24 protein-coding genes are annotated in these 26443 nt (G+C 52.2%); 16 read left to right on the top strand and 8 right to left on the bottom strand.

Features of this window, described 5'->3' with window-relative positions; genetic code table 11:
- Window positions 1–89: 89 nt before the first annotated feature.
- The 3 genes from ecnB to efp form a co-directional block, all read right to left on the bottom strand.
- A complete protein-coding gene (ecnB, locus tag RRF55_RS24185) occupies window positions 90–236 on the bottom strand; it encodes a lipoprotein toxin entericidin B (RefSeq protein WP_002885518.1) in 147 nt (48 codons plus the stop codon).
- Between the two features lie 159 nt (window positions 237–395).
- Window positions 396–527, bottom strand: coding sequence for an entericidin A/B family lipoprotein (locus tag RRF55_RS24190; RefSeq protein ID WP_002885511.1), 132 nt, complete (start codon window positions 525–527; stop codon window positions 396–398).
- Window positions 528–600: 73 nt separating this feature from the next.
- Entirely contained in the window at window positions 601–1167 is a 567-nt protein-coding gene (efp, locus tag RRF55_RS24195; protein WP_002885506.1) for an elongation factor P, read from the bottom strand.
- Between the two features lie 41 nt (window positions 1168–1208).
- Here efp and epmB point away from each other — a divergent pair, with 41 nt between their 5' ends.
- Complete coding sequence (gene epmB, locus RRF55_RS24200; RefSeq protein ID WP_032439117.1) at window positions 1209–2237, top strand: EF-P beta-lysylation protein EpmB; 1029 nt, start codon at window positions 1209–1211, stop codon at window positions 2235–2237.
- Window positions 2238–2358: 121 nt separating this feature from the next.
- Here epmB and RRF55_RS24205 read toward each other — a convergent pair whose 3' ends face one another.
- Window positions 2359–3003, bottom strand: coding sequence for a winged helix-turn-helix domain-containing protein (locus RRF55_RS24205; RefSeq protein ID WP_016831379.1), 645 nt, complete (start codon window positions 3001–3003; stop codon window positions 2359–2361).
- A gap of 480 nt (window positions 3004–3483) precedes the next feature.
- On the opposite strand from RRF55_RS24205, the gene RRF55_RS24210 reads away from it, so the two are divergent.
- The 8 genes from RRF55_RS24210 (at window position 3484) to yjeJ (ending at window position 13481) form a co-directional block, all read left to right on the top strand.
- Window positions 3484–4047 (top strand): fimbrial protein, encoded by a 564-nt coding sequence (locus tag RRF55_RS24210; protein ID WP_004177738.1) that lies wholly within the window; start codon window positions 3484–3486, stop codon window positions 4045–4047.
- Between the two features lie 58 nt (window positions 4048–4105).
- Window positions 4106–4792 carry a fimbrial biogenesis chaperone gene (locus RRF55_RS24215; protein ID WP_004177740.1) on the top strand — a complete coding sequence of 229 codons (687 nt, stop codon included), beginning with the start codon at window positions 4106–4108 and terminating at the stop codon, window positions 4790–4792.
- Between the two features lie 35 nt (window positions 4793–4827).
- Complete coding sequence (locus tag RRF55_RS24220; RefSeq protein ID WP_023301363.1) at window positions 4828–7371, top strand: fimbria/pilus outer membrane usher protein; 2544 nt, start codon at window positions 4828–4830, stop codon at window positions 7369–7371.
- A 23-nt stretch (window positions 7372–7394) separates the two neighbouring features.
- Window positions 7395–8411 carry a fimbrial protein gene (locus RRF55_RS24225; protein WP_004177744.1) on the top strand — a complete coding sequence of 339 codons (1017 nt, stop codon included), beginning with the start codon at window positions 7395–7397 and terminating at the stop codon, window positions 8409–8411.
- Between the two features lie 335 nt (window positions 8412–8746).
- A complete protein-coding gene (locus tag RRF55_RS24230) occupies window positions 8747–9097 on the top strand; it encodes a hypothetical protein (protein WP_004177746.1) in 351 nt (116 codons plus the stop codon).
- A gap of 103 nt (window positions 9098–9200) precedes the next feature.
- A complete protein-coding gene (locus RRF55_RS24235) occupies window positions 9201–10487 on the top strand; it encodes an HlyD family secretion protein (protein ID WP_004177748.1) in 1287 nt (428 codons plus the stop codon).
- Window positions 10480–12603 carry a peptidase domain-containing ABC transporter gene (locus RRF55_RS24240; RefSeq protein WP_439419181.1) on the top strand — a complete coding sequence of 708 codons (2124 nt, stop codon included), beginning with the start codon at window positions 10480–10482 and terminating at the stop codon, window positions 12601–12603. Before RRF55_RS24235 ends, RRF55_RS24240 begins: the two co-directional genes overlap by 8 nt.
- 14 nt (window positions 12604–12617) lie before the next feature.
- Entirely contained in the window at window positions 12618–13481 is an 864-nt protein-coding gene (yjeJ, locus tag RRF55_RS24245; protein WP_004177752.1) for a YjeJ family protein, read from the top strand.
- 54 nt (window positions 13482–13535) lie between these two features.
- Here the strand turns inward: yjeJ and RRF55_RS24250 are convergent, their stop codons facing one another.
- The 3 genes from RRF55_RS24250 to RRF55_RS24260 form a co-directional block, all read right to left on the bottom strand.
- A complete protein-coding gene (locus tag RRF55_RS24250) occupies window positions 13536–13889 on the bottom strand; it encodes a DUF4156 domain-containing protein (RefSeq protein ID WP_004152419.1) in 354 nt (117 codons plus the stop codon).
- A gap of 260 nt (window positions 13890–14149) precedes the next feature.
- The gene (gene groL / locus RRF55_RS24255) at window positions 14150–15796 is read right to left on the bottom strand and encodes a chaperonin GroEL (protein ID WP_032439114.1); all 1647 of its coding nucleotides are present in this window, start codon (window positions 15794–15796) and stop codon (window positions 14150–14152) included.
- A gap of 37 nt (window positions 15797–15833) precedes the next feature.
- Window positions 15834–16127 carry a co-chaperone GroES gene (locus tag RRF55_RS24260; RefSeq protein WP_004152420.1) on the bottom strand — a complete coding sequence of 98 codons (294 nt, stop codon included), beginning with the start codon at window positions 16125–16127 and terminating at the stop codon, window positions 15834–15836.
- Between the two features lie 232 nt (window positions 16128–16359).
- Here RRF55_RS24260 and yjeH point away from each other — a divergent pair, with 232 nt between their 5' ends.
- On the top strand, window positions 16360–17610 hold the full coding sequence (yjeH, locus tag RRF55_RS24265) for an L-methionine/branched-chain amino acid transporter (protein ID WP_025368533.1): 1251 nt from the start codon (window positions 16360–16362) through the stop codon (window positions 17608–17610).
- A 51-nt stretch (window positions 17611–17661) separates the two neighbouring features.
- Here the strand turns inward: yjeH and RRF55_RS24270 are convergent, their stop codons facing one another.
- On the bottom strand, window positions 17662–18138 hold the full coding sequence (locus tag RRF55_RS24270; RefSeq protein WP_002885425.1) for an FxsA family protein: 477 nt from the start codon (window positions 18136–18138) through the stop codon (window positions 17662–17664).
- A gap of 337 nt (window positions 18139–18475) precedes the next feature.
- On the opposite strand from RRF55_RS24270, the gene aspA reads away from it, so the two are divergent.
- The 6 genes from aspA to RRF55_RS24300 all read left to right on the top strand — a co-directional run bounded on the left by aspA (window position 18476) and on the right by RRF55_RS24300 (window position 26297).
- Complete coding sequence (gene aspA, locus RRF55_RS24275) at window positions 18476–19912, top strand: aspartate ammonia-lyase (protein ID WP_002885424.1); 1437 nt, start codon at window positions 18476–18478, stop codon at window positions 19910–19912.
- A 115-nt stretch (window positions 19913–20027) separates the two neighbouring features.
- Complete coding sequence (locus RRF55_RS24280; RefSeq protein WP_002885423.1) at window positions 20028–21329, top strand: anaerobic C4-dicarboxylate transporter; 1302 nt, start codon at window positions 20028–20030, stop codon at window positions 21327–21329.
- Between the two features lie 124 nt (window positions 21330–21453).
- Window positions 21454–21777: a divalent cation tolerance protein CutA gene (cutA, locus tag RRF55_RS24285; RefSeq protein WP_002885422.1), complete on the top strand. Its 324-nt coding sequence runs from the start codon at window positions 21454–21456 to the stop codon at window positions 21775–21777.
- Window positions 21753–23531: a protein-disulfide reductase DsbD gene (locus RRF55_RS24290; RefSeq protein WP_064153599.1), complete on the top strand. Its 1779-nt coding sequence runs from the start codon at window positions 21753–21755 to the stop codon at window positions 23529–23531. The genes cutA and RRF55_RS24290 overlap by 25 nt, the downstream gene beginning before the upstream one ends.
- A 35-nt stretch (window positions 23532–23566) precedes the next feature.
- On the top strand, window positions 23567–24142 hold the full coding sequence (locus RRF55_RS24295) for a transcriptional regulator (RefSeq protein WP_004218175.1): 576 nt from the start codon (window positions 23567–23569) through the stop codon (window positions 24140–24142).
- A gap of 67 nt (window positions 24143–24209) precedes the next feature.
- On the top strand, window positions 24210–26297 hold the full coding sequence (locus RRF55_RS24300) for a DUF1176 domain-containing protein (protein ID WP_020325135.1): 2088 nt from the start codon (window positions 24210–24212) through the stop codon (window positions 26295–26297).
- Window positions 26298–26443 lie beyond the last annotated feature (146 nt).

A 26443-nucleotide genomic window follows, 5' to 3' on the forward strand; every position in this document is an offset into this window, starting at 1 on the left:
TAAGGTGGATGAAAAGTCGTGGTGAGTATATCCAACGGAATGAGAGAAGTGAAGAACGGTACGGCGCTAAACCGTACCGTTGACGGCGTTTATTGCTGAGCTTTGGTTGCCGCGCCAGAGATTGCGTTGCCGCCGTCTGAAATATCCTCACCGACACCGCGCGTGGTGTTACAAGCGGTCAGTGCTGAAGAGAGGACCAAAACCGTAAAGAACGCTGCAATCGTTTTTTTCACCATAATGTCATCCTTAGTGTCAGTTTTGTTTTCATGCCCTATAAGCATAGACAAACCGTCCAAAGATGAAGGGATCTTTGCGATTTTTAAGAGAAAAGGAGTATGCGTGGAGGAGGCTGACATACCGGGAGGCAAGCGCCATTAACGAAACGGCAGGGAAATTCAGCTCACAGCGTGAGAGATAGCGTGGCCCAGGCCCTGAATATCTTCACCCACACCGCGGGCGGTGTTGCAGCCAGCCAGTAACGCGCTGCTCAGAAAGAGTAACACCAGGAGTTTAACGCTACGCTTCATGTATCGTGCTCGTTGTGCCTGTACGAAAAGAGCGGCGCAGCACGGAGGCTACGCCGGTCATCATGACGCGAAATTACTTCACGCGGGATACATATTCGCCAGAGCGAGTATCCACTTTGATCACTTCGCCGATCTGAACGAACAGCGGAACTTTAACCACCGCGCCAGTAGACAGGGTCGCCGGTTTACCGCCGGTACCCGCGGTGTCGCCTTTCAGGCCTGGATCGGTTTCAATGATTTCCAGCTCAACGAAGTTCGGCGGGGTGACCGCGATCGGCTGGCCGTTCCACAGGGTCACGATGCACTCAGCCTGATCCAGCAGCCATTTAGCGTTATCACCGATCGCTTTCGCGTCAGCAGACAGCTGCTCGAAGGTTTCGTTGTTCATGAAGTGCCAGAACTCACCGTCGTTGTACAGGTAAGTCAGGTTCATATCGACAACGTCCGCGCCTTCTGCGGAATCGGTAGATTTGAAGGTTTTCTCAACGCGGGTACCGGTCAGCAGACGGCGCAGCTTAACGCGCGCAAACGCCTGGCCTTTACCTGGTTTAACGAATTCGCTGGCTTCTACCGCATAAGGTTCGCCATCTAACATGATTTTAAGACCAGCACGAAAATCGTTGCTATAGTAAGTCGCCATAAGGCCCTCTGAAATTGTTTAACTGGTAGCTAAGCCACAAAATGGCGCATATTGTAACCCTAAATACCCCATCCAGAGAAGATTGGATAACGCAACTTGCCAATGTTGTGACCAGTCCTGATGAACTGCTGCGTCTTTTAAATGTAGACGCTGATGAAAAACTGCTGGCCGGACGCGAGGCCAGACGCCTGTTCCCGCTGCGCGTCCCGCGCGCGTTTATCGCCCGCATGGAGAAAGGCAACCCTAACGATCCACTGCTTCGTCAGATACTTACCGCCGAGGAAGAGTTTATCGTCGCCCCCGGCTACTCCACCGATCCGCTGGAAGAACAGCAAAGCGTGGTGCCCGGTCTGTTGCACAAATATCGCAACCGGGCCCTGCTACTGGTGAAAGGCGGTTGTGCAGTCAATTGCCGTTATTGTTTCCGCCGCCACTTCCCTTATGCCGAAAATCAGGGCACCAGGCGCAACTGGCAGACAGCGATGGACTACATCGCGGCGCATCCGCAGCTTGATGAAATCATCTTCTCCGGCGGCGACCCGCTGATGGCAAAGGACCATGAGCTTGACTGGCTAATGACCCAGCTGGAAGCTATTCCGCACGTTAAGCGCCTGCGTATTCACAGCCGCCTGCCGATTGTGATCCCGGCGCGCATCACCGAGACGCTGGCCAGTCGCTTCCAGCGTTCGTCGCTGCAGGTAATCCTGGTTAACCACGTCAACCACGCGAATGAAATTGACGGTGAGTTTCGCGCGGCGATGGCCATGCTGCGTCAGGCGGGCGTCACGTTGCTCAACCAGAGCGTGCTGCTGCGCGGGGTGAACGACAACGCGCAAACCCTGGCCGACCTCAGTAATGCGCTGTTCGACGCCGGGGTAATGCCCTACTACCTGCACGTGCTGGATCGGGTGGAGGGAGCGGCGCACTTCATGGTCAGCGATGATGAAGCCCGTGAAATCATGCGCGAACTATTGACCCTCATCTCTGGCTATATGGTGCCGAAGCTGGCGCGCGAGATTGGCGGGGAACCCAGCAAGACGCCGTTGGATTTGGGTCTGAAGCAGCGTTAATAAACTGAAGGTCTGCCAGGACGTTCTGGCAGACCTTCGGATAGGAAGATTTCGACAGACGGGTGTTAAGGTGACCAGCAAATGACTATCGCACCGCGCTATAACCCCTGGCTGTGACGAGCTACCGGTTTAGCACGACCAACACAATAATATTAATTACAATCATCACGACAATTAGCGCGATTAACCATACGGGTATTTTAAAAGTAACATGCAACCGCTCAGATGCTTTTTCACCTTCTTCCGGTTTATTTGCCATCAAATCACTGCCATGCTTTGATGAGTTTTCTATTAGTGGAAGATTTAAATGAGTGTCAGGCTTTTCCTTTTCTTCAGAAATAAAGTCGACAACTTTATTATTCTGATAATGCGTTAATGTCACCCGATTCATATTCTTGCACTCTTCATCAGAGAGAGGAATGACCAATGTATTCGGAGCGACGCTAAAGCCTTTTTGCCGGACGGTGATAATGATATCCTCAGATAGCCCAGCTTTTACCAGCGATTTTCGCAGCAAAGAGATATTTTGATAGAACGTATTTTGCGAAACGACCACCCCCCGTGTTTCCCATACAGCCGCCAGGAACTCATCCCGTGAAATGACTTTGCCGCAATTCTGCAAAAGCAGCAGCAAGCATCTGGCGGTTGGCGCATTGAGGCTGATGCACTCCCCGTCCCCGGCAAGCGGCCGCAGCTCATTCATATTGGCATTAAATATAATCTCCTGATTAATTATACACCCATTAAATAATACTGCGTCATCCATATCCTTGCCCCACGTAACCCTATTATCCATAATAAAATCAAATGATTTCAACCAAACGATTATGTGAACATTCTTGTTTCAGATGAAAACAGGTACATTTCACATTGAAGTTCAGCCCACAGGATACCGCAGATAAAAAAACAAGCGATAGCTAACTTGCTTAATGGTCAGATTTTCAGATTAAATTAATCTCAACTGGAATCCACATCTCATCAGAGAGGGGGGCAGCATTAAATTCACAGGTGCTTCATCAACAATTCACAAGCATTTTTTGCACCAGACTTTTAAATTACTCCCGCTTCTCCATGGTTCGCTATGGCAAGCGATATGGTAGCGTTGTTCAACAGGATGATTTGTCTCAGCACTATATAAAGGAATGCTGGCGCTTATTTTCAATATCAATGCGAATGCATACTCCATTCCCTTGATAACTGTTATCAACTCTACACAGGACTAAGTATCTATATATGGATTAATTAAATGAAAAAGACAATCGTAGCTGTAATGGTCGCTGCATCTGCAGTGCTGAGTGCTCAGGCAATGGCAACCAACACCGCTCAGGTAACTGTACTGGGTGAAGTCTCTGATGCAGCTAACTCTTGCGTCGTGACTCCGACTGGTACCCTGAACAACGGTATCGTTCAGCTGATCACTGTGACCACTGCGGAAGCAAATGCTGAAGCTGCAGGTACTCTGTTCAAAACTCAGGACTTCGGTTTTAAAGTTACTGACTGCGCACAGGGCAGCGCTAACCCGGTTACCGGCCTGACTGTAAACGTTGCCGGTGTCACCTCCAGCGATAAAACCATCCTGGACAACACCGCAGCTGGCGGCGCTACCGGTATCGGTATCGGTATCCAGCGTCTCAGCGATTCACATCGCGTAGCCTTCGACGGTTCTGACACCATGACCGAAAGCTACTCTGCTACTACCGGTACTCAGCTGAAGTACACCACTGGTTATGTAAAAGTGAACTCTGCTACTCCGGTCACCGAAGGCCCGGTTAAAGGTGTTGCGACCTTTACTATCGATTACACCATCTAATTTTTCCCCAAAGGGCCCCGCTTCACGGCGGGCCCTTTTTTGCATTCAGAGAAAAAACATGTTCAGGACTTTATTAACTTTCACCGCTTCCTGTGCATTACTCCTCAGCAGTATTGCCCATGCCGGTATTGTAGTGGGATCCACCCGCTATCTGTATAAAGAAGGCGCACGTGAAATCACCGCGCAAATAGAAAATAAAGATGATATTCCCTATCTGATTAAATCCTGGGTTGAAGCGCCGGCAGGAAAAGCGCCCTCTTTTATGGCCACGCCGCCGCTGTTCCGCCTTGAAGGGAAACAACAGAATACGGTTCGTCTGTTTTCTAACGGAAACGTTAATGCGCCGACCGACCGGGAATCCATGTACTATTTTAATGTCATGGCGATTCCTCCGGCAGATGATGCCAAAGCGAATAACAACACCATTCAACTAGCAGTCCGTCACCGTATGCGTCTGGTCTATCGTCCTAAAGCACTTTTCGACCTCTCCCCTAATACGGAAGCGAAAAAGCTCGAATGGCGAAAGTCTGGCACTAAGCTGACGATCAAAAATCCAACGCCCTTTTTCTTCTATTTCCATAGCATCCAGATTGGCAGCAAAGAAGTGAAGCCGGAAGTCAACTCGGTCGCCCCGATGACGACTAAAGAAGTGACGTTAAAAGAAAATATTAATGCCTCCAGCATTACCTGGAAAGTTGTCAATGATTATGGCGGAGCTGGGTCGCTCTACTCCTCATCGCTGTAATAAGAAATTTATTTTATCATTATAGGGATGTGTCTATGCCAAATAAGAATAATGGATTATTCAAACTATCCACCATCTTCTTTGCAATGCTTCCGGCATTGCTTTCTGGTTTGAATAATAAAGCGCAAGCACGTGACTTTTTCGATCCCTCATTCATTAGCTCATTGAATGGTAGCGATCCATCAACCACTCCTGACTTATCCGTATTTCAGACCCAGAACGCGCAGGCGCCGGGGGATTATCGGGTCGATATCATGTTTAATGGCCGCTACCTGGATACCAGGACGATAAAGTTTGTCGCCAACAATCGCGCCAGCAGCGATAACCGCGAACCCGCTCTGGTTCCCTGCCTGAGTCTAAAAGCTCTCGCGGAATATGGCGTAAGGATAAAATCCTTTCCAGAGTTAGCCGAGGATCAAAACGGCTGTGCAAACTTTTCTGTCATTCCGGACACCAAAGCGGATTTTGACTTTACCGCCCAGCGCTTAAATATTTCTATTCCGCAGGCGGCCTTATCCACCACCGCGCAGGGATATATCCCACCGGATCAGTTTGATGATGGCATCAACGCCCTGCTGGTGAACTACCAGTTCAGCGGCTCGAACGACATGCAGGCCAATGATGAATACTACAGCTTGAACCTGCAGTCTGGCCTCAACGTTGGCCCATGGCGTATCCGCAACCTCAGCACATGGAATAAAAACAATGGCGATGCCGGGGACTGGGACTCCGCCTATCTCTATATGCAGCGAAGTATTCGCTCGATCAACAGTAACCTGGTGATGGGCGAAAGTTCATCGCTCTCAACCATCTTCGACAGCGTGCCGTTTACCGGTATTCAGCTGGCCACCGATACCACGATGTTGCCGGAAAGTATGCGCGGCTATGCGCCGATTATTCGCGGTATCGCCAAAACCAACGCCCGCGTCGTCATTAAACAGAACGGCTACCAGGTTTACCAGACCTACGTGGCACCCGGGGCATTTGAAATCACCGATATGTACCCGAGCGGCGGTAGCGGCGACCTTTACGTCAGCGTGGAAGAGTCCGACGGATCCAAGCAAGAATTTGTTGTGCCGTTCGCCACCCTACCGGTCATGGTGCGTGAAAATCAACTGGAGTATGAGATTACTTCCGGTAAATATCGTCCTTACGATGGTGGAGTCGATGAAACGCCATTTACTCAGGCCACCGCGACCTATGGCGTCTCCAGCAGCCTGACGCTTTATGGCGGTATGCAGGCGGCCTCGCGCTACCAGGCGCTGTCGACGGGCCTCGGCTATAACCTGGGCGAGCTTGGCGCCGCCTCGGCAGACGTCACCCAGGCATGGTCGAAAAAGAAAGACGATGAAAAGACCTCAGGACAGTCCTGGCGGGTCCGTTATGGTAAAAACATTGTCGAAACTGGCACCAATGTCACCATCGCGGGCTACCGCTATTCCACCCGCGGCTTTAATACCCTCTCGGAGGTGCTGGATAGCTACTCTAATGACGGTAATTATACCTCTCGCTCACTGCGCAATCGCACCAACCTGACGGTTAACCAAAGCCTGGGTAAAGGCCTCGGTAGCCTGTCGATAAGCGGGTTGATTGAAGATTACTGGGACGATAAGCGAACCAACAAGTCAATTAGCGTAGGTTACAACGGCGGTTTCCGTAATGTGAACTACTATCTGGGCTACAGCTATAACCGCTACACCTGGAGCGGAAATAACTCAGGTAAGGATGCCCAGGACGATCAGCGCATCACCCTGACGGTGACGCTACCGCTGAGCAACTGGCTGCCGGGTACCTATACCAGCTATCAATTAACCAACAGCAATCCGGGATCTACCGATCAGTCGGTCTCCATTGGTGGCGTCGGGCTAGATAACGACAGCCTGGAATGGAGCCTGCAGCAAGGGTACAGCAACCGGGAATATTACAGCGGCGATATGCGTGGGACCTATAACGGTGCCCGCGGCAGCCTTAATGCCGGCTATAGCTATGACAATAACAGCCAACGTATTGACTACGGCGCCAACGGCAGCATCGTCGCTCATGCCGATGGCATTACACTTGGCCAGGACATCACTGACGCCGCCGTGCTGGTTAAAGCGCCGGGCCTGGATAACGTCAAGTTGACCAACGATAACACCATCTCCACCGACTATCGCGGTTACGCTATCGTCCCGTACGTTACACCTTACCGTCGTACCGACATCACCCTTGACAGCACTTCACTGGGTGAAGATATGGAGCTTCCAGAAACTACGCAAAGCGTCGTGCCGACCCGTGGTGCCATCGTGCGTGCTAATTATGACGGCAATATCGGCCAGAGGGCCTTTGTGCATCTGAAAACCGCCAGCGGTCAGGACGTGCCTTATGGCGCGATGGTTCTACTCGCCGGCGACAGCAAATCGCAGCCAAGCATCGTCAGCGACGCCGGTATGGTCTATATGTCCGGGTTGCAGCAGACCGGGATCCTTAACGTCCAGTGGGGCAAAAGCGCCGCGCAGCAGTGCAATGCTTCCTTTACTTTACCAGCCAGGGAAGGCAAAGCGTCTGGCATCAGTCAAATCGAAACGGTTTGTCGCTAATATTGACCAAGGAACAATAAAGAATGAGAAAAATACTTCTTTTTTTATCCCTACTATGCTGTTGTAGCGAGGTAATTGCCAAATGCGATTATTCTGGTTCCGCTGGACAAGCAATGTTTAACATAAGTCCTAAAATCGCAACAGACCCAACAATTCCGGTGGGTACAGTCCTCTATACTAAAAAAGTCGGTACCGGACATTATAAAACATTTGAGTGCAGCAAAATAATGGGAGACCAGTATATTGTTGAATCAACAGCACCGGAAGTTACCGGCGTCACGGGTATAAGGGGCAAACCAGTCTATGAAACCGGCATAGATGGAATTGGCTTTCAGTTTTCAGATCTTCTGAGCAGCAAAAATGGTTCTATTAATCCTGCTGTTGCTCAATCTACAATCGTACCTATTTTAGAATCGAATGAAGATTATAAATTTATGACGGTATGGTTAATTAAAACAAAGCAGGTCATCGATACATCCGGCACCAGTACAAACCCGGTATTTAAATTCTCAGCAGGTAACTTAAGCACCAACCCAAGGGCAGCTGACCGCCTTTTGTTAACAGCAACCCTGAAGTTCAAGACTATTTCATATAAAGATACCTCTTGCGATATTTCAGTATCAGGGCCTAGCCAAATCACCCTGAATAAAATTGAAAAAAACACATTAATGTCCATTTCTCGAGGAGGTACAACTCCATCACAAAAAACTATCAAAATGGATGTGACTTGCCCACAAGGTTCAGTTGGCAACAAGCTTTACTACTGGTTTAACCCTGTTAATGGCACCAGTTCTGCCGGGGATGGGATCATCGATAACATGATAACTGGAACCGAAGCCGCAAATAACGTTGGCGTTATCTTCAAAATTGACAACAAGCCTATAATATTTTACGACGCCGAAACTTATAGCTTCGCCAAGGCACAGGCATCACAAAACTTTACCTTCACCGCCGACTATTATCGCATGAGTGACAATAGCGCTGAAGTCTCTTCCGGTCATGTAAAAGCTATGCTTGAAGTTGTCATACAGGAAGAGTAAAAGTATAACCTCCATACCCCTACAAAAGGTGGATAATGATATCCACCTTTTTTTATTTTTATGTCAACAACCAAAAAAATGTCATATATGAATGCAAGAATAAATCAATATATCTGCAGCACATCGATAATAGCTGCGTGCCACCACCTGCTGAATTAGTTACTGTTTTATGAACCTATAAATAGTTTAGATTTGATTCACTATTAACCTCTAATTTCATCAACAATTCATATTTAGTTGAGTTGATTCATACTACAGCAACGACTATCTTTTCTGCGGACCAAATTCTGGTCTGGAATGAATATATAATTTTAATTTTAGTTAAAGGACTAATCATGCACCAATTAACTGTATTTGAAATGGAAGAAATTTCTGGCGGTGCGCTGACCGATACTCTTACCGATATCGTCACCTGGGCCGCAAAAGAAGTTGGCGCTATCGCACTGGGCGCCTCTCTGGGCGCTATTTTTGGTACAGCGTACGCCGGACGTTGGGGTGGCGTAAGTGGCGGTATCTTCGGTATCGGCTCAATCGGCCAGGGTGTAGGGATGATCGCCGGGGTTATTCTCGGTGGCGTTTGCTTTGGTATTGCAGCGGGTATCGTTGGCTGGGATATGACTCTGGATTATGCTCAGGGCGTAATGGATGCTATTTATGACGGCACCCTGAACTTCTGGAGCAACTAAGTTTACGCGCCAATGATTAGCTCAACAGTTTGTTGACAAGCATTCATTAGTAATTAAGGCCTGACGTATCGGGCCTTTTCATTTTATAATTTAAGCGATAACTATGTTAAAAAAAATCTATCGCAAGGAAGCGATTGAGTATAAAAAGCATCACTGGAAAGGAAAGGCACTGCTGCTCGCAGGGCTTCCAGCATGGCTTGTTGCATTACTCTCTTTTGCTTTTCTTGCGATCCTGATAGCCACCACAGTATTTTGCTCCTTTACCCAGAGAATCGACGTTCAGGGAGAGGTCATTACTCTACCTCACTCTGTCAACGTTTATGCCCCGCAGCAAGGCTTTGTTATCTCCCAATATGTAAAAGTCGGCGATATTGTGACCAAAGGCCAGCCGTTATATGAGATCGACATTTCCCGGAACACCACAACGGGTAATGTTAGTGCGGTACAAATAGAGGTCATTAATGAAAAGATCGCAAATGCTGAAGATATCATTTCAAAACTGAATCATAATAAAGAAGAAACAACCATTTCTTTAGAGAAGCAGTTAAAAACAATCAATGATTCGTTAAAAGAAACTAATCGCATGTTGGCTAACGCCCAGGCTGGATTAAAGAAAATGCATGATAATCTATCCAGCTATGATAAGTATTTAAGTGACGGACTGATTACCAAAGACCAATATAACTATCAACACTCTTTGTATTTTCAACAACAAAGCACTTACCAGTCTCTGGTGAGTCAGAAAATGCAACTGGAATCGCAGGTCACTCAGCTCAATAGTGATAAAATTACAAAAATAGCTGATTTTGACAATCAAATCTCGTCACAAGAAAACCAGATTAATGATTATAAAAATCAACTGGTTGAATCAAACGCAAACGGTAACATTATTATTAAAGCAACGACTGAAGGCCGTATTGAATCATTGACCGTCACTAAAGGCCAAATGGTTGATAAAGGCAGCAGTCTAGCACAGATAAAACCTACCGGTGATATAGAGTATTATCTTATTTTATGGTTACCTAACAATAGTATACCTTATGTAAAACCTGGGGATGAAATTAACATTCGTTATGCTGCATTCCCATCAGATAAATTTGGTCAATTCCCGGGAAAAATACTTTCAATATCTTCTGTTCCCACATCTCGACAAGAAATGTCTGAGTATACCAATGTTACGAACGGCACAAACCAGCAGGAACTGGCGCTCTATAAGACCATTGTGAAAATTGAAAACAAAACCTTTGAATATAATGGTAAAACGCTTTCGCTTTCAAATGGCCTCAAGGCTCAAGCTGTTGTATTCCTGGAAGAGCGTCCGCTCTATATGTGGATGTTTACCCCTGTGTATAAGATAACTCAAAGCATTACTGGGCCGATCCATGACTAACGAACTTTTCAAAACTGTTGTTGCAAAGTTAAATTTTTCTCTTGTTAACAAAACGCCCGTTATTCTTCAGTCAGAATCATCAGAATGTGGAATTGCCTGTCTGGCAATGGTCTGTGGTTTTTATGGGTTGAATATCGATCTGTTTAATTTCCGTCAGCGGTTTGGTAGCCCCTCCCAGGGCTCCTCACTAATGTCTCTAAGCAAAACTGCAGAGCATGCCGGCTTAAAAAGCCGGGCGTTAGCTCTTGACCTTGATGAAATAAAGCAGCTTAAACTCCCCTGCATCATCCACTGGGGGATGAACCACTACGTTGTTCTTACAAAGGTAAGGAAAAACGCATTTGTTATTCACGATCCGGCGTTGGGTAAAAGAATCATTGGCATCAATGAGATGTCAAACAATTTTACCGGTGTAGCGCTTGAACTTTGGCCCGATCATAACTTCCAGCAAGAAGAAGCAAAATCCCGATTACGATTGCTGGATTTAATGCATAAAATTGTTGGTTTAAAATCAGCACTGATTAAGATCTTTGCTTACTCTGTAGTGGTAGAAGCTATCGGACTCCTGTTACCGATTGGTACACAGCTAGTCACTGACCATGTGATTATGGCTCACGACCAAAGCTTACTGTCTGTTATCTGTATCGGGTTGATATTTTTTACCCTATTCCGCACGTTTATTAGCATACTACGTGCATGGACGTCGTTAACGTTAAATACCCTGACAAATATTCAATGGAAAACGACGTTATTCGATCATCTGACAAGTTTGCCATTATCCTTTTTTGAGAAAAGGCATTTAGGTGATATTCAGTCTCGCTTCTCGTCTTTGGATACGATTCGCTCAATATTTACCAATAGTATCGTTACCGGCATCATCGACTCGATAATGACAATCGGTTTATTGGTGATGCTGACCTTATATGGTGGTTGGTTAGTCTGGGTCGTCATCGGCTTTACCATTTGCTATGCGATTATGCGCTTTGCTACCTATAGCTTTTATCGTCGCGTAACGGAAGAACAGGTCGTCAAAGGCGCACGTGCTAACTCCCACTTTATGGAGTCACTTTATGGCATTTCTACGATCAAAGCACTGAATTTAAAAGAACGTCGCTCACAGCATTGGCTGAATCTTAACGTTGACGCCAGCAATGCAGGTATAAAGCAAACTCGATTCGATATGATGTTTGGTGGCATTAATACCTTTATCACCTCAATCGATCAGGTAGTGGTACTGTGGTTGGGTGCCATTATGGTAATTGATAATGAGATGACGCTCGGTATGTTTATGGCATTTAACGCCTATCGGGGTCAGTTTTCTCAACGTGCATCGAATCTCATTGATTTGGTGATGCAGCTTCGTATGCTCTCACTGCACAACGAACGTCTATCAGAAATAGCATTTAGTGAACCAGAAAAAGAACTTCCATCGCGGCGTGTTTTTACGGAAAACACTGGCGTAAAACTCGAAGTGAGAAATCTTAGTTATCAATACGATCCTTTTTCACAACCCATCTTTACAAATTTGAACATAACCGTTGCTCCTGGAGAATCAGTTGCGTTAATTGGCCCATCTGGCGTAGGGAAAACCACACTATTAAAAGTTATGTGCGGACTGCTCTCGCCGGATTCCGGCGAAATACTGGCGGATAATCTGGAGATTAAAAAGATTGGTTTGAATAACTATCGTCTTGGTATCGCCTGCGTACTCCAGGAAGACCGTCTCTTTTCCGGCTCCCTTATTGATAATATAAGTGGCTTCGATGATAGCGCCGATCTTGATTTTGTGATGGAGTGTGCCAGACGGTGCAACATTCATGATGAAATTATGAAGATGGCTATGGGATACGAAACCATTGTCGGCGAACTTGGGCTGGGTATTTCAGGTGGGCAAAAGCAGCGTATCCTGATCGCCCGCGCACTGTATCGCAAACCGAGTATTTTATTCATGGATGAGGCTACCGGCCATCTTGACCTCAGAAATGAGTCGGTTATCAATCAGTCTATTTCAGCGCTAAGTATCACCCGCATTATCGTCGCGCATCGACCATCGACCATTGCATCCGCCGATCGTGTTATCGATCTCTCACAATCGAAGTCGGTGACTACTGCTTAATAAAGGAGAAGAATATGCAAGGAACGTTTATAGGTTTTAATACCGCAGGAATTACCTTTGAAGAGCGATTTTTAGCGTTGCTGCTGAAAGTTAAGAAGGAAAATGGCTTTTGCGAGATTTACTATCTTCAGGCACCGGTGCTAGCTGATCTGCTCCTGATACTGCAGAGCAGAATGGCTGTGATTTTCCAGCGGCTTGAAAACCAGGGAGAGGCCTATAAAGATGAGCTTATCACGTATAATGAGGCACTTGTTGCCAATATTCCTCAGGTTGAGACGGCTGAAATACAGCAACCATCCCCTGAGCGGCGAATCATGTCCATTACGCTCAAACCTGGCGAAACACAGTCAACGTTAATTCTTGTATTTCAGGATGAACAAATTAGTACTTTATGTATTGACGATCTGCAAATCGAAGCATTAATTATCGGTATTCAACAAGCATTAAAAACAGTCGGCGACCAGGAACTGGTTCAGTATTTAAGTTCAAATATGGATTTTTTAATGTGCTATACCGTCGACTTAACCACTCAGCCCAATATCGATTACCAGCAGTATCCCCAGGAAGACTGGAAGCTAAACCTGTTTTCCCATTATCTGGGCGTGCTGTACTGCTGCGAGACAGACGAAGGCAAGAAAATTGTCTCCGGAGCGGTGGTCAAAACCAGCGCGCCGCATTTATCAGAACTGGAAAATAACGTTGTGACGCGGATTATCGAGAAAAGCCCCAAGCTCAAGGCGATGCACGCGGAGCTGGCGCCATGCCAGATCTTCAGTACTGTCATCCCTTCCCAGCCGGGAAGAATGCTCAGTCTGGAAGAGTGCCTGCGTCCTCTGCACGCCTTCTATCTGGAGAAGAAAGCGGAGCTTAACGCCTGATCCTCATCTAACGACCACGCCTCTCTCTGCGCTCGCAGAGAGAGGCGTCACGCATCAGTTCGGGCACTTATAAACCTGGCCGTTCATTTCGCTGTCGGTAGGTACAAAGCTCGACAACAGGTTTTGTGTCGGGCTGCTGACGCCGTAAATCACGTTGCCACCCATTGCTGCTGCCTGGTTACGCAAGGCGTTCGCCGCACCGCGCATGGAACCGCCCTCATCGCCATTCTGGCCGGAGAGCCAGTTGCTCTGTTTACCCGTCGCGGTCCCTAACAGCTGACATTCTGCGCCCGGCTTCTCCTGCACGAAACGCACATTCTGGCCGGCAGAGGTTAATTCATTGCTGGAACTGCAACCTGCCAACAGTAAGGCTGCGCCGACAATCCCTGCTAAATATTTTACCTGCATGTTATTCCCCATGATCGATGAGCTGGACGCACTGGCCCGGATGTAAATCTGTCATCCTTCAAACTGCGTCGGCATGAGCCGCGTTCATTCCCTCCCCGGCTGCGCTTACCAGGTCGCTACCGAAACGGAGGTGCTTGCCGCTCTGATGCAGCTTAAATGATTTTTATGTATAAGCCTTATACTAAAAAGCGCGCCAAAAGAAAAACCCCCAGCCATTGCTGGCCAGGGGTTTCTGCTTTTTTATGCCGTAGAGCGCACGATTACATCATGCCGCCCATACCGCCCATGCCGCCCATGCCGCCAGCAGCACCTAAGTCAGGCGCGTCGCCTTTCGGCAGGTCGGTCACCATGCACTCGGTGGTGATCATCAGGCCAGCCACGGAAGCCGCGTACTGCAGTGCAGAACGGGTGACTTTGGTTGGGTCCAGGATACCGAAGTCGATCATGTTGCCGTATTCTTCAGTTGCTGCGTTGTAACCGTAGTTACCTTCGCCTGCTTTCACGTTGTTTGCCACAACAGACGGCTCTTCACCGGCGTTGGAAACGATCTGACGCAGCGGCGCTTCCATTGCGCGCAGCGCAACTTTGATACCGACGTTCTGATCTTCGTTCTGACCGGTCAGGCCAGCGAGTTTCGCCGCAACGCGAACCAGCGCTACGCCGCCGCCAGCCACCACGCCTTCTTCAACCGCAGCACGGGTTGCGTGCAGGGCGTCGTCGACGCGTGCTTTTTTCTCTTTCATTTCAACTTCGGTAGCCGCACCGACTTTGATTACTGCCACGCCGCCAGCCAGTTTAGCGACACGTTCCTGCAGTTTTTCACGATCGTAGTCGGAGGTCGCTTCTTCGATCTGCTTACGGATCTGAGCTACACGGCCCTGGATTGCGGATTCTTCGCCAACGCCATCGATGATGGTGGTGGTGTCTTTGTTGATAACCACGCGTTTCGCCTGGCCCAGGTCTTCCAGAGTCGCTTTTTCCAGCTCCATACCGATCTCTTCAGAGATAACGGTACCGCCAGTCAGAGTAGCGATGTCCTGCAGCATAGCTTTACGACGGTCGCCGAAGCCCGGTGCTTTCACCGCAGCCACTTTAACGATGCCGCGCATGGTGTTAACCACCAGGGTCGCCAGCGCTTCGCCTTCAACGTCTTCAGCGATGATGACCAGCGGTTTGCCAGCTTTCGCTACGGCTTCCAGAACCGGCAGCATTTCGCGGATGTTGGAGATTTTTTTGTCAGCCAGCAGGATGAACGGGCTTTCCAGCTCAACGGCACCGGTGTCCGGCTTGTTGATGAAGTACGGAGACAGGTAGCCGCGGTCGAACTGCATACCTTCAACTACGTCCAGTTCGTCTTCCAGACCGGTACCGTCTTCAACGGTGATCACGCCTTCTTTGCCAACTTTATCCATCGCTTCCGCGATCAGTTTACCGACGGTTTCGTCGGAGTTAGCGGAGATGGTACCTACCTGAGCGATAGCTTTGGAGTCAGAGCACGGAACGGACAGCGCTTTCAGCTCTTCTACTGCAGCCAGTACCGCTTTGTCGATACCGCGTTTCAGATCCATCGGGTTCATGCCTGCTGCAACAGCTTTCAGGCCTTCGTTCACGATAGCCTGAGCCAGTACGGTTGCGGTGGTGGTACCGTCGCCTGCCGCGTCGTTCGCTTTAGAGGCAACTTCTTTCACCATCTGCGCGCCCATGTTTTCGAACTTGTCTTCCAGTTCGATTTCACGTGCAACGGAAACACCATCTTTGGTGATGGTCGGCGCGCCGAAGGATTTGTCCAGAACTACGTTACGGCCTTTCGGGCCCAGGGTCACTTTAACTGCATCTGCCAGTACGTTTACGCCGCGCAGCATTTTTACACGAGCGTCGTTACCGAATTTTACGTCTTTTGCTGCCATTTCTTTTATTCCTCAAATTCGTTCAGGGTCGTGCGAATTAAGCTTCAACAATTGCCAGGATGTCGCTTTCGGACATGATCAGTACTTCTTCGTTGTCGATCTTTTCAGTCTTCACGCCGTAGCCATCGTTGAAAATCACGATGTCACCAACTTTAACGTCCAGCGGCTGCACGGTCCCGTTTTCCAGGATGCGGCCTTTACCGACAGCGATGATTTCGCCACGAGTTGACTTAGCTGCTGCAGAACCGGTCAGAACGATGCCGCCCGCAGATTTGGTTTCAACTTCTTTACGTTTGACGATCACACGATCATGTAACGGACGAATACTCATTGATAGCTCTCCTTCGAGAAAGTCATTATCAGTTATGGGTGACGCCGGGCCGAACGCGGTTTACCGGCTAGTGCAGAGAGAGATGGGGATGGCCATTTCCGGCTTCAAGGGCAAAATTAAAAAAAATTTTTACCTTTGCGCTGGCGCACAAAAAGCGGCCATGTCAGGCAATCGGTCATAAGGAAAAGCGATTGTGATACTCTCTTTTTTTTCACTGGCGCAGGATTGAATCATGAGTGGTTTAAAACAGGAGTTAGGGCTGGGACAGGGAGTTGGGTTGCTTTCCACCTCATTGCTGGGTACCGGCGTCTTCGCCGTCCCGGCGCTGGCGGCGCTGGTCGCTGGCGATAACAGCCTGTGGGCATGGCCGCTGCTCATTCTCCTTGTTTTCCCGATTGCCATCGTCTTCGCCCTGCTCGGCCGCCATTTTCCCAGCGCGGGCGGCGTGGCCCACTTTGTCGATATGGCCTTTGGGCCACGTCTGGCCAGCGTCACCGGCTGGCTGTTTTTATCGGTTATCCCGGTCGGACTCCCCGCCGCCCTGCACATCGCCACCGGTTTTGGCCAGGCGCTGTTCGGCTGGCATGATGCGCAGCTGCTGCTGGCGGAGCTGGGCACCCTGGCCATCGTCTGGTGGGTCGGTTCGCGTGGCGCCAGCTCCAGCGCCAACCTGCAGACGTTGGTTGCCGTACTGATTGTGGCGCTGATCGTCGTAGTCTGGTGGCGCGGCGGGATAAGCCCGGCGCAGATCCCCTTCCCGGCCCCGGCGGAGATTGACCGCGGGCAGCTCTTTTCGGCGCTGTCGGTGATGTTCTGGTGCTTTGTCGGTCTGGAAGCCTTCGCGCATCTCGCCTCGGAGTTTAAACATCCCGAGCGTGATTTCCCCAGGGCGCTGATGATAGGCCTGCTGCTTGCCGGCTCGGTCTACTGGGCCTGCACCGTGCTGGTGCTGCACTTCCACGCCTTTGGCGAGGAGATGGCGGCGGCGGCGTCATTACCGAATATCGTGGTCCGTCTGTTCGGCGTCGAAGCGCTGTGGGTAGCCTGCGTCATCGGCTATCTCGCCTGTTTCGCCAGCCTCAACATCTATATTCAAAGCTTTGCCCGCCTGGTCTGGTCGCAAGCGCAGCATAAGCCACACAGCTACCTCGCAAGGCTGTCGCCACGGCAGATCCCGCGCAACGCCCTCAACGCCGTGCTGGGATCCTGCGTATTTAGCACCCTTGGCATCTATCTGCTCGATATCAATCTGGACGCGCTGATCGTTTACGCCAATGGCATTTTCATCATGATCTATCTGCTGTGCATGCTGGCGGGTTGTCGTTTGCTGCGCGGTCGCTATCGGCTATTGGCGGTGGTGGGCAGCATTCTCTGTCTGCTGCTGCTGGCGATGGTCGGCTGGAAAAGCCTGTACGCGCTGGTGATGCTGGCGGGGCTGTGGCTGTTTTTACCCAGGCGCAAGCTGGCGACGGGAAGCGTGTAGGCCTGCAAAGAAAGCGGCCCGGTCGCATCTGCTGACCGGGCCGGGGGAATGTTAATCGCGGCGATCGTCCTTATGGTCCAGACGGTCGCGCTGCTCATCTTTGCGCTGGAATTCCCCTTCGAAGGTCTCTCCGCCGCCAGTTCCGGCGCTAAAGCCGCCGCCCGGCATCCGGCTGAAGCGCAGGTGCGGCATCAGCTTCATCGTCAAATGCTTTTGCACCGGCGGCAGCAATAGCAGCAGGCCGAGGAAGTCGGTAAAGAACCCCGGGAGCAACAGCAGCAGACCAGCGATAATCAGCGATACGCTCTTGATCATCTCCGCCGCCGGGCTCTCGCCCGCGGCCATCTTCTGCTGCATCAGCAGGAAGTTTTTGAAGCCCTGGTTACGCACCAGCGACATCCCTACCACCGAGCTAAAGATCACCAGGATCAGGGTCATAAAGACGCCCAGCACGTGCGCAACCTGGATAAAGATCGATATCTCAATGTAAACGTAAAGAAAAAAAGCAATAAACGGAATCCAACGCACCGGCGTCTCCTTCATCAACGGGCGCTGCGTTCAGCGCCCGTAATCATCAATTTGCTGATCGCATCCCACTAACATGGGGATGCTGAGCGGCTTTTCAATCAGCGGAAAGGCTTATTTTTCTCAGGAATAAGAAAGCGGTGACCCATTTCACAGATTAATAAATCTTCTCATACCCGCAATGTAATAAGTGATCAAGCTTACTGATATTCGCTATCATCAGCATATGATCTTGGGCACCGGGCCGGTTAAGGAAATAATCGTCGGCCAGAAAATATACTGAATACTGGATATTCTGTGTGTTTGGTGAATTCATTGGCAGCTTGAAAAGAAGGTTCACATGTTAAACAACATTCGTATCGAAGAAGATCTGTTGGGCACCAGGGAAGTTCCCGCGGACGCTTACTACGGCGTTCATACTCTGCGAGCGATTGAAAACTTCTACATTAGCAACAGCAAAATCAGCGACATACCAGAATTCGTGCGCGGCATGGTCATGGTTAAGAAAGCCGCCGCGCTGGCGAACAAGGAGCTGCAGACCATTCCCAAAAGCGCGGCAAATGCGATTATTGCCGCCTGTGACGAAGTCCTGAATAACGGCAAATGCATGGACCAGTTCCCGGTCGATGTCTTCCAGGGCGGGGCCGGTACCTCCGTAAACATGAACACCAACGAAGTCCTGGCGAACATTGGCCTTGAGCTGATGGGCCACCAGAAAGGCGAATACCAGTACCTGAACCCAAACGATCACGTCAACAAATGCCAGTCCACCAACGATGCTTACCCCACCGGGTTCCGCATTGCGGTGTATGCCTCCATCCTTAAGTTAATCGATGCGATTAAACAGCTGGGCGAAGGCTTCCAGGCGAAAGCCGTGGAGTTCCAGGACATCCTCAAAATGGGCCGCACCCAGCTGCAGGACGCGGTGCCGATGACCCTCGGCCAGGAGTTCCATGCCTTCAATGTGCTGCTTAATGAAGAGACCAAAAGCATTCTGCGCACTGCGGAGCTGCTGCTGGAGGTGAACCTCGGCGCCACCGCCATTGGTACTCGCCTCAACACCCCGGACGGCTATCAACAGCTGGCGGTGCAGAAGCTGGCTGAAGTAAGCAACTTACCGGTCGTCCCGGCGGAAGATCTGATTGAAGCCACCTCGGACTGCGGGGCGTACGTTATGGTTCACAGCTCGCTGAAACGCCTGGCGGTGAAACTGTCAAAGATCTGTAACGACCTGCGCCTGCTCTCTTCCGGTCCGCGCGCGGGCCTCAACGAAATCAACCTGCCTGAGCTGCAGGCTGGCTCTTCAATCATGCCGGCGAAGGTTAACCCGGTGGTGCCGGAGGTGGTCAACCAGGTCTGCTTCAAAGTTATCGGCAACGATACCACTGTGACCATGGCCTCCGAAGCCGGTCAGCTGCAGTTGAACGTGATGGAGCCGGTGATCGGCCAGGCGATGTTCGAGTCGATTCATATCCTGACCAACGCCTGCTACAACCTGCTGGAGAAATGCGTTAACGGCATCACCGCCAATAAAGCGGTATGTGAAGGCTACGTCTACAACTCCATCGGCATCGTCACCTACCTCAACCCGTTTATTGGCCACCACAATGGCGATATCGTCGGCAAGATCTGTGCCGAAACCGGCAAGAGCGTACGGGAAGTGGTGCTGGAGCGCGGACTGCTGACGGCGGCGGAGTTGGATGATATTTTCTCTGCGCAAAACCTGATGCATCCCGCTTATAAAGCAAAGCGTTATACCGATGAAAGCGAACAGTAATCTTTCAGGTTAGTCATTCAAAGGCATGTCAGCGATGACATGCCTTTTTTGCTTTTTGGTTTTACTAAAATACAACAATTCAATATCAACTTGTTAAAAAACAAGGAAGGCATATATGTTTGGTGCAGAACTGGTTATTGTCCTGCTGGCGATTTATCTCGGCGCCCGGCTCGGCGGCATCGGTATCGGCTTTGCCGGTGGCCTTGGCGTCCTTGTCCTGACGCTTATTTTTCAAATTAAACCGGGTGCGATCCCCTTCGACGTTATTGAAATCATTATGGCGGTGATTGCCGCTATCGCCGCCATGCAGGTCGCCGGCGGGATGGATTACCTGGTCAGCCTCGCCGAACGGATGCTGCGCCGCCACCCGAAGTACATTACCTTCCTTGCCCCGCTGGTGACCTGGTTTATGACCGTGCTCGCTGGCACCGGCCATACCGCCTTCTCCACGCTGCCGGTGATCACCGAAGTTGCCAAAGAGCAAGGCATTCGTCCGTCTCGTCCACTGTCGATTGCGGTAGTGGCCTCCCAGATAGCGATCACCGCCTCGCCCATTTCCGCCGCAGTGGTCTTTTTCGCAGGTATCCTTGAACCGCTGGGCGTTAGCTATTTGACGCTGCTGGCCATCTGTATTCCGGTCACGCTGCTGGCGGTGATGCTCACCGCTATCGTCTGCAACTTCCTCGGCTGCGAACTGAAAGACGATCCGGTTTACCAGGAGCGGCTGGCCAAGGGGGAAGTCAGACTGCGCGGCAGCCAGGTATTTGAGCTGCAGCCGCACGCCAAACGTTCCGTTCTGCTGTTTTTGATCGGCATCGTGGCGGTGATGTTCTACGCCACGGCCATCAGCGATACCGTCGGCCTGATTAAGAACCCGGTGCTGCCGCGTAACGAGGCGATCGTGGTATTTATGCTGACCATCGCCACCCTGATTAGCATCACCTGTAAAATCGACACCGGCGAAGTGCTCAACGCCAGCACCTTTAAGTCCGGGATGAGCGCCTGCGTCTGCGTCCTCGGCGTCGCCTGGCTGGGAGATACCTTCGTTAAAGCGCATATCAGCGACATCCAGGCCGTGGCCGGCGATCTGCTGCATAATTACCCATGGCTGCTGGCGGTGGTACTGTTTTTCGCCGCCACGCTGCTCTACTCGCAGGCAGCCACCACCAAGGCGTTGATGCCTGCCGCGCTGCTGCTGGGCGTCAGCCCGCTGACGGCTATCGCCTCGTTTGCCGCGGTCTCGGCGCTGTTCGTTCTGCCGACCTACCCAACCCTGCTGGCGGCGGTAGAGATGGACGACACCGGCTCAACCCGCATTGGTAAATATGTCTTTAACCACGCCTTCCTGATCCCCGGCGTTATCGCTATCACGCTGTGCGTGATCCTCGGCTTTATCTTTGGCGGGATTATGCTGTAAATACCGCTGGCGGCGGGCCCACTACGGGCCCGCCTTCCGTTGCCCTCACTTTCCCCGCTCGTTACGCTAATATCCCCGCATCTTGCGTGTTATAGTGCCTCTTTTCGCTGATACGAGGTTCATGATGACTACGCCTGATGCTGTTGTTGTGCTCTGTACCGCGCCGGACGAAGCGACCGCCCAGGATCTGGCGGCAAAAGCGCTGGCGGAAAAGGTGGCAGCCTGCGCTACGCTGCTGCCGGGAGCCACCTCTCTGTATTACTGGGAAGGGAAACTCGAGCAGGAGTATGAAGTGCAGATGCTACTCAAAACTGACCTTGCCCATCAGCAGGCGCTGCTGGACTGCCTGAAGTCACACCACCCGTATCAAACCCCAGAACTGCTGGTTCTACCCGTCACGCATGGAGACAACGATTACCTCTCATGGCTTACCGCATCATTACGCTGATCCTGCTGCTGTGCAGCACATCAGCCACCGCCGGGTTATTCGACGCGCCGGGGCGCTCGAACTTCGTGCCTGCTGATCAAGCTTTCGCCTTTGACTTTCAGCAGCAACAGCATGACGTCAACCTGAGCTGGCAAATCAAGGATGGTTATTATCTTTATCGTCAACAGCTTACCTTCAGCGCCGCCGGGGCGACGATCGACGAACCGGCGCTGCCGGCGGGAGAGTGGCATGAAGATGAGTTTTACGGCAAAAGCGAGACCTTTCGCCAACGCCTGACCGTGCCGGTGACGGTGAAGGAGGCGGACAAAGAGGCTACTCTCACCGTCACCTGGCAGGGCTGCGCCGATGCCGGATTCTGTTATCCGCCGGAGACTAAAGTGATCCCGCTGAGCGCCGTGCGGGCGGCCTCAAACGACGCTCAGCCAACCGCCGCCGCGCCCGTGTTGTCGCTGAACCATCGCCCGGCCTTCAATCCGCCGCTGCCGGTTGAGCCGCGCCCGATGGAGGAGAACGCCATGGCGCCGCCAGCAGACGTCCCCGCTCGTCTGCCCTTCACCGCCCTGTGGGCGCTGCTGATTGGCATTGGTATCGCCTTCACCCCCTGCGTGCTGCCGATGTACCCGCTGATTTCGGGCATCGTGCTGGGCGGAAAACAGCGGCTTTCCACCGCGCGCGCCCTGCTGCTGGCCTTTATTTACGTCCAGGGGATGGCCCTGACCTATACCGCGCTGGGGCTGGTGGTAGCCGCCGCCGGGCTGCAGTTCCAGGCGGCCCTGCAGCACCCGTATGTCTTGGTCGGCCTGTCGGCGGTGTTTATACTGCTGGCGCTCTCCATGTTCGGCCTGTTCACGCTGCAGCTGCCGTCGTCGCTGCAGACCCGGCTGACGCTGCTCAGCAATAAGCGCCAGGGCGGCTCGCCCGGCGGGGTCTTTGCGATGGGCGCTATTGCCGGGCTGATCTGCTCCCCCTGCACCACCGCGCCGCTAAGCGCCATTCTGTTGTATATCGCCCAGAGCGGTAATCTGTGGCTGGGCGGCGGCACGCTGTACCTTTACGCGCTGGGCATGGGTCTGCCGTTGATCCTTGTGACCGTGTTTGGCAATCGCCTGTTGCCGAAAAGCGGCCCGTGGATGAGCCATGTGAAAACCGCCTTCGGGTTTGTGATCCTTGCCCTGCCCGTCTTCCTGCTGGAACGCATACTCGGCGACCAGTGGGGGTTACGGCTGTGGTCAATGCTCGGTGTCGCCTTCTTCAGCTGGGCGTTTATCACCTCTCTGGGCGCTACCCGGCCGTGGATGCGGCTGGTACAGATCATTCTGCTTGCCGCCGCGCTGGTCAGCGCGCGGCCTCTGCAGGACTGGGCGTTTGGCGCCACGGCGGCCGAGCAGCAGGCGCACCTGGCTTTCACCCGCGTCAGCTCGGTGGCCGAGCTTGACCAGGCGCTGGCGCAGGCGAAAGGTCAACCGGTGATGCTCGATCTTTACGCCGACTGGTGCGTGGCCTGCAAAGAGTTTGAAAAATACACCTTTAGTTCACCTGACGTGCAGCAGGCGCTGAAAGGCTCCGTGTTATTACAGGTTGATGTGACGAAGAACAGCCCGCAAGACGTCGCGCTGCTGAAACACCTGCAGGTGCTGGGTCTGCCAACGATCCTGTTCTTCAACGCTGAGGGTCAGGAACAGCCTGAGCGGCGAGTCACCGGCTTTATGGATGCCGCGGCATTCAGCGCCCATTTGCGCGATTGGCAAGCGTGAGCGACACTTTAGGAGGAAAGATGGAGGAGAACACCGTGCTACGTGAAGACGTCCTGGCAGAAGCCATTAAGATTCTTGAAATTGAAGGTATCGCCAACACGTCGCTGGAGATGGTCGCTGAGCGCGTGTCCTGCCCGACGAGCGACCTGAAACGCTTCTGGCCTGACCGCGAAGCGCTGCTGTACGACGCGCTTCGCTATCTGAGCCAGCAGGTGGATGCCTGGCGTCGTCAGCTCCTGCTGGACGAGACCTTAAGCGCAGAGCAAAAGCTGCTGGCACGCTATGCCGCACTCACCACCTGCGTAAGCAACCAGCGGTACCCGGGCTGCCTGTTTATCGCCGCCTGCACCTTCTACCCGGATCCTCAGCACCCCATTCACCAGCTGGCGGAACAGCAGAAGCAGGCTTCGCTGGCCTACACTCACGAGCTGCTGACTCAGCTGGAGGTGGATGACCCGGAAATGGTCGCCAAGCAGATGGAGCTGATTGTCGAGGGCTGTCTGAGCCGTCTGCTGGTCAAACGTAGCCAGACGGATGTGGATACCGCCCGGCGGCTGGCTGAAGATATTCTACGCTTCGCCCAGTGCCGTATGGGCGGCGCCTTGACCTAATTCTGATATCCTAACCGCCACGTCGCGCCTATAATTTCCCCCTCACTGATTGCTGACAGGGATTGATATGCGCGCGTTCTTCTGGGCTGCCTGGCTGGGCCTCTGCTCTACGCCCCTGCTGGCGGCTCCCCTGCAAGGTTTTTCCTTTGCACAAAAAGACTGGGAGCTCGCCTGCGATAATACCGGCGCCTGCCGGGCGGCGGGTTACGGCGTCCGCATGGGTGAGGTCAGCGTGCTGTTGACCCGCAACGCGGGCAGCGAACAGCACCTCACCGCCACGGTAACCTTTGCGCAAATCGAGCACGATATCCCCGCCGACTCCACCGCCAGCCTGCTGATCGACGACCGGGATTTTGGCGCGCTGGACGCTCTCGACGACAGCCACTTTCGCCTCGACAGCGATCAGACCACCGCCCTGCTACAGGCGTTAACGAATCAGCGCAAAATCGAATTCACCCTTAACGGCCAGCACCTGCCGCTTTCCAGCGCCGGCAGCCGCGAGGTGCTGGGTAAAATGGATGCGTTTCAGCGACGCACCGGCACCGCCGATGCGCTGCTGGATAAAGGCGATGCCGGCGACGATGCCATTTTGCCAGCCACTCCCGCCCCGGAAATTATCGCCGCCCCGGTTCTCCATAACGCGCAGCCAGTGCCGTTGAGTATGCTTCAGCGCCAGAAACTGCTGCCCATCCTGACGCCGCTGCTGAACCAGCGCTGCGACGACTGGCAGAATCAGGCCATTCCGGCGGCAGATCGCCAGATCACGCTGACCGCGCTGGATAAAACCCATTCTCTGGCGCAGGCGCTCTGCTGGCGAGCGCCCTATAACGACGGTTACGCCCTGTGGCTGGTCGATAACGCCCAGTTGAGCAAACCGCGGCTGCTCACTACCGAAGCCTCCAGCTACGCCGACGGCGCTATCGTCTTTTTGCACAAAGAACGGGGCATGGCCGACTGCGTCACCGGCGAGACGCGCGTTTGGGATGGTAAAACCTTTACCCCGAGCCTGAAGTACAGCACCGGTATGTGTCGGGAAATCACCCCGGGTGGCACCTGGATGCTGCCGACCTTTGTCAGCCAGGTGATCCCCAGGCAGCAGAAAGAGGCGGATAACCTGGCTCTGCGCACGTTGTATAACGCAGTGTTGAAAGCGCAAAAAAGCGATCCAGAATTGTCGCTGAATAAGGTCGCCGAGCAGTTTCCGTTAACCGGCCATATTACCGACTTCACGCTCACTTACGCCGACGATACGCTGATCACGACCAGTAAACCGTCCCCGGATATCAGCGATGATGAGTGGCAGGCGTTTCTGCGCTCCTCGATTAGCGCGGATTCAGAAAACGGCAAAGTCAGCTTTACCCTTATCGACCTCGACGGCGACGGCAAACGCGACCTGATCATCGACAGCTACGTGGGCGGCACCGGGCTCTTCAGCTACACCGGGGTGCTCAAGCGAGGTGATGATGATTTTGCCGCCGTCAACGGCAGCGACAGTGATAATGGTGATGATTTCGATGCCGGGGTGCCCGGCGCTCTCTTTTCCATTAATGGCCGCGGGGCTAACCAGTGGAACCACTGGGTCAAAATCAACGGCCAGGTGTATGCCCTGTGGTACAATGGCCAGTTTGGCGAAGATAACCTCTACCTGCTACGCCCGTTCAGCACCACCAGCCAGACGCCCGCGGTGACGGTTCGCTATCGCTATACGCTGAACAGCATCCGCTCCCCGGAGAAAGACCAGCCGCTGACCCCCAGCCTGAGCGACGGCGATAAAGCGGACCTGCTGCGCTCGCTGGAGGTAATGCAGGGCAGCCTGCTGAAAGACAGACCCGCCAGCGACAACGACGCGCCGATCTGCCCCATCCCGCCGGGCACCTCCGCTGACGAGGCGGATAACTACTACAGCGGCGTCGCCGTTAACTATATCTATGAGACGGTGGCCTATATTCCGGTCTGGCTGAACGGGAAGTGTTATATCGGCACCATTTTCAGCCATCATGGCGCCTATCGCCACGGCGTGGATGCGGAAATTACCCTGAGCTCGCCGCGTGAGGACGAGGAGGTCATTGGCGATTATCTCATCTCCGGACTACGCCACGTTATCGCCATTACCAGCGGCTGGAAAACCCGCGAGGGCGATAACGGCATGCAGTGAAGTTAAGCCAAAACGCGCCTTTGAACGCAGAATTGCCGCAAAGATAAGCAATCGATAAGTAATTTAAGAAATTTGGTTGACGGGGTGGGCGGATTACGGTTTAATGCGCCCCGTTGCCCGGATAGCTCAGTCGGTAGAGCAGGGGA

Origin of the sequence: Klebsiella sp. K47 (genome assembly GCF_051858335.1) — a bacterium.
Taxonomy (GTDB): Bacteria; Pseudomonadota; Gammaproteobacteria; order Enterobacterales; family Enterobacteriaceae; genus Klebsiella; species Klebsiella pneumoniae.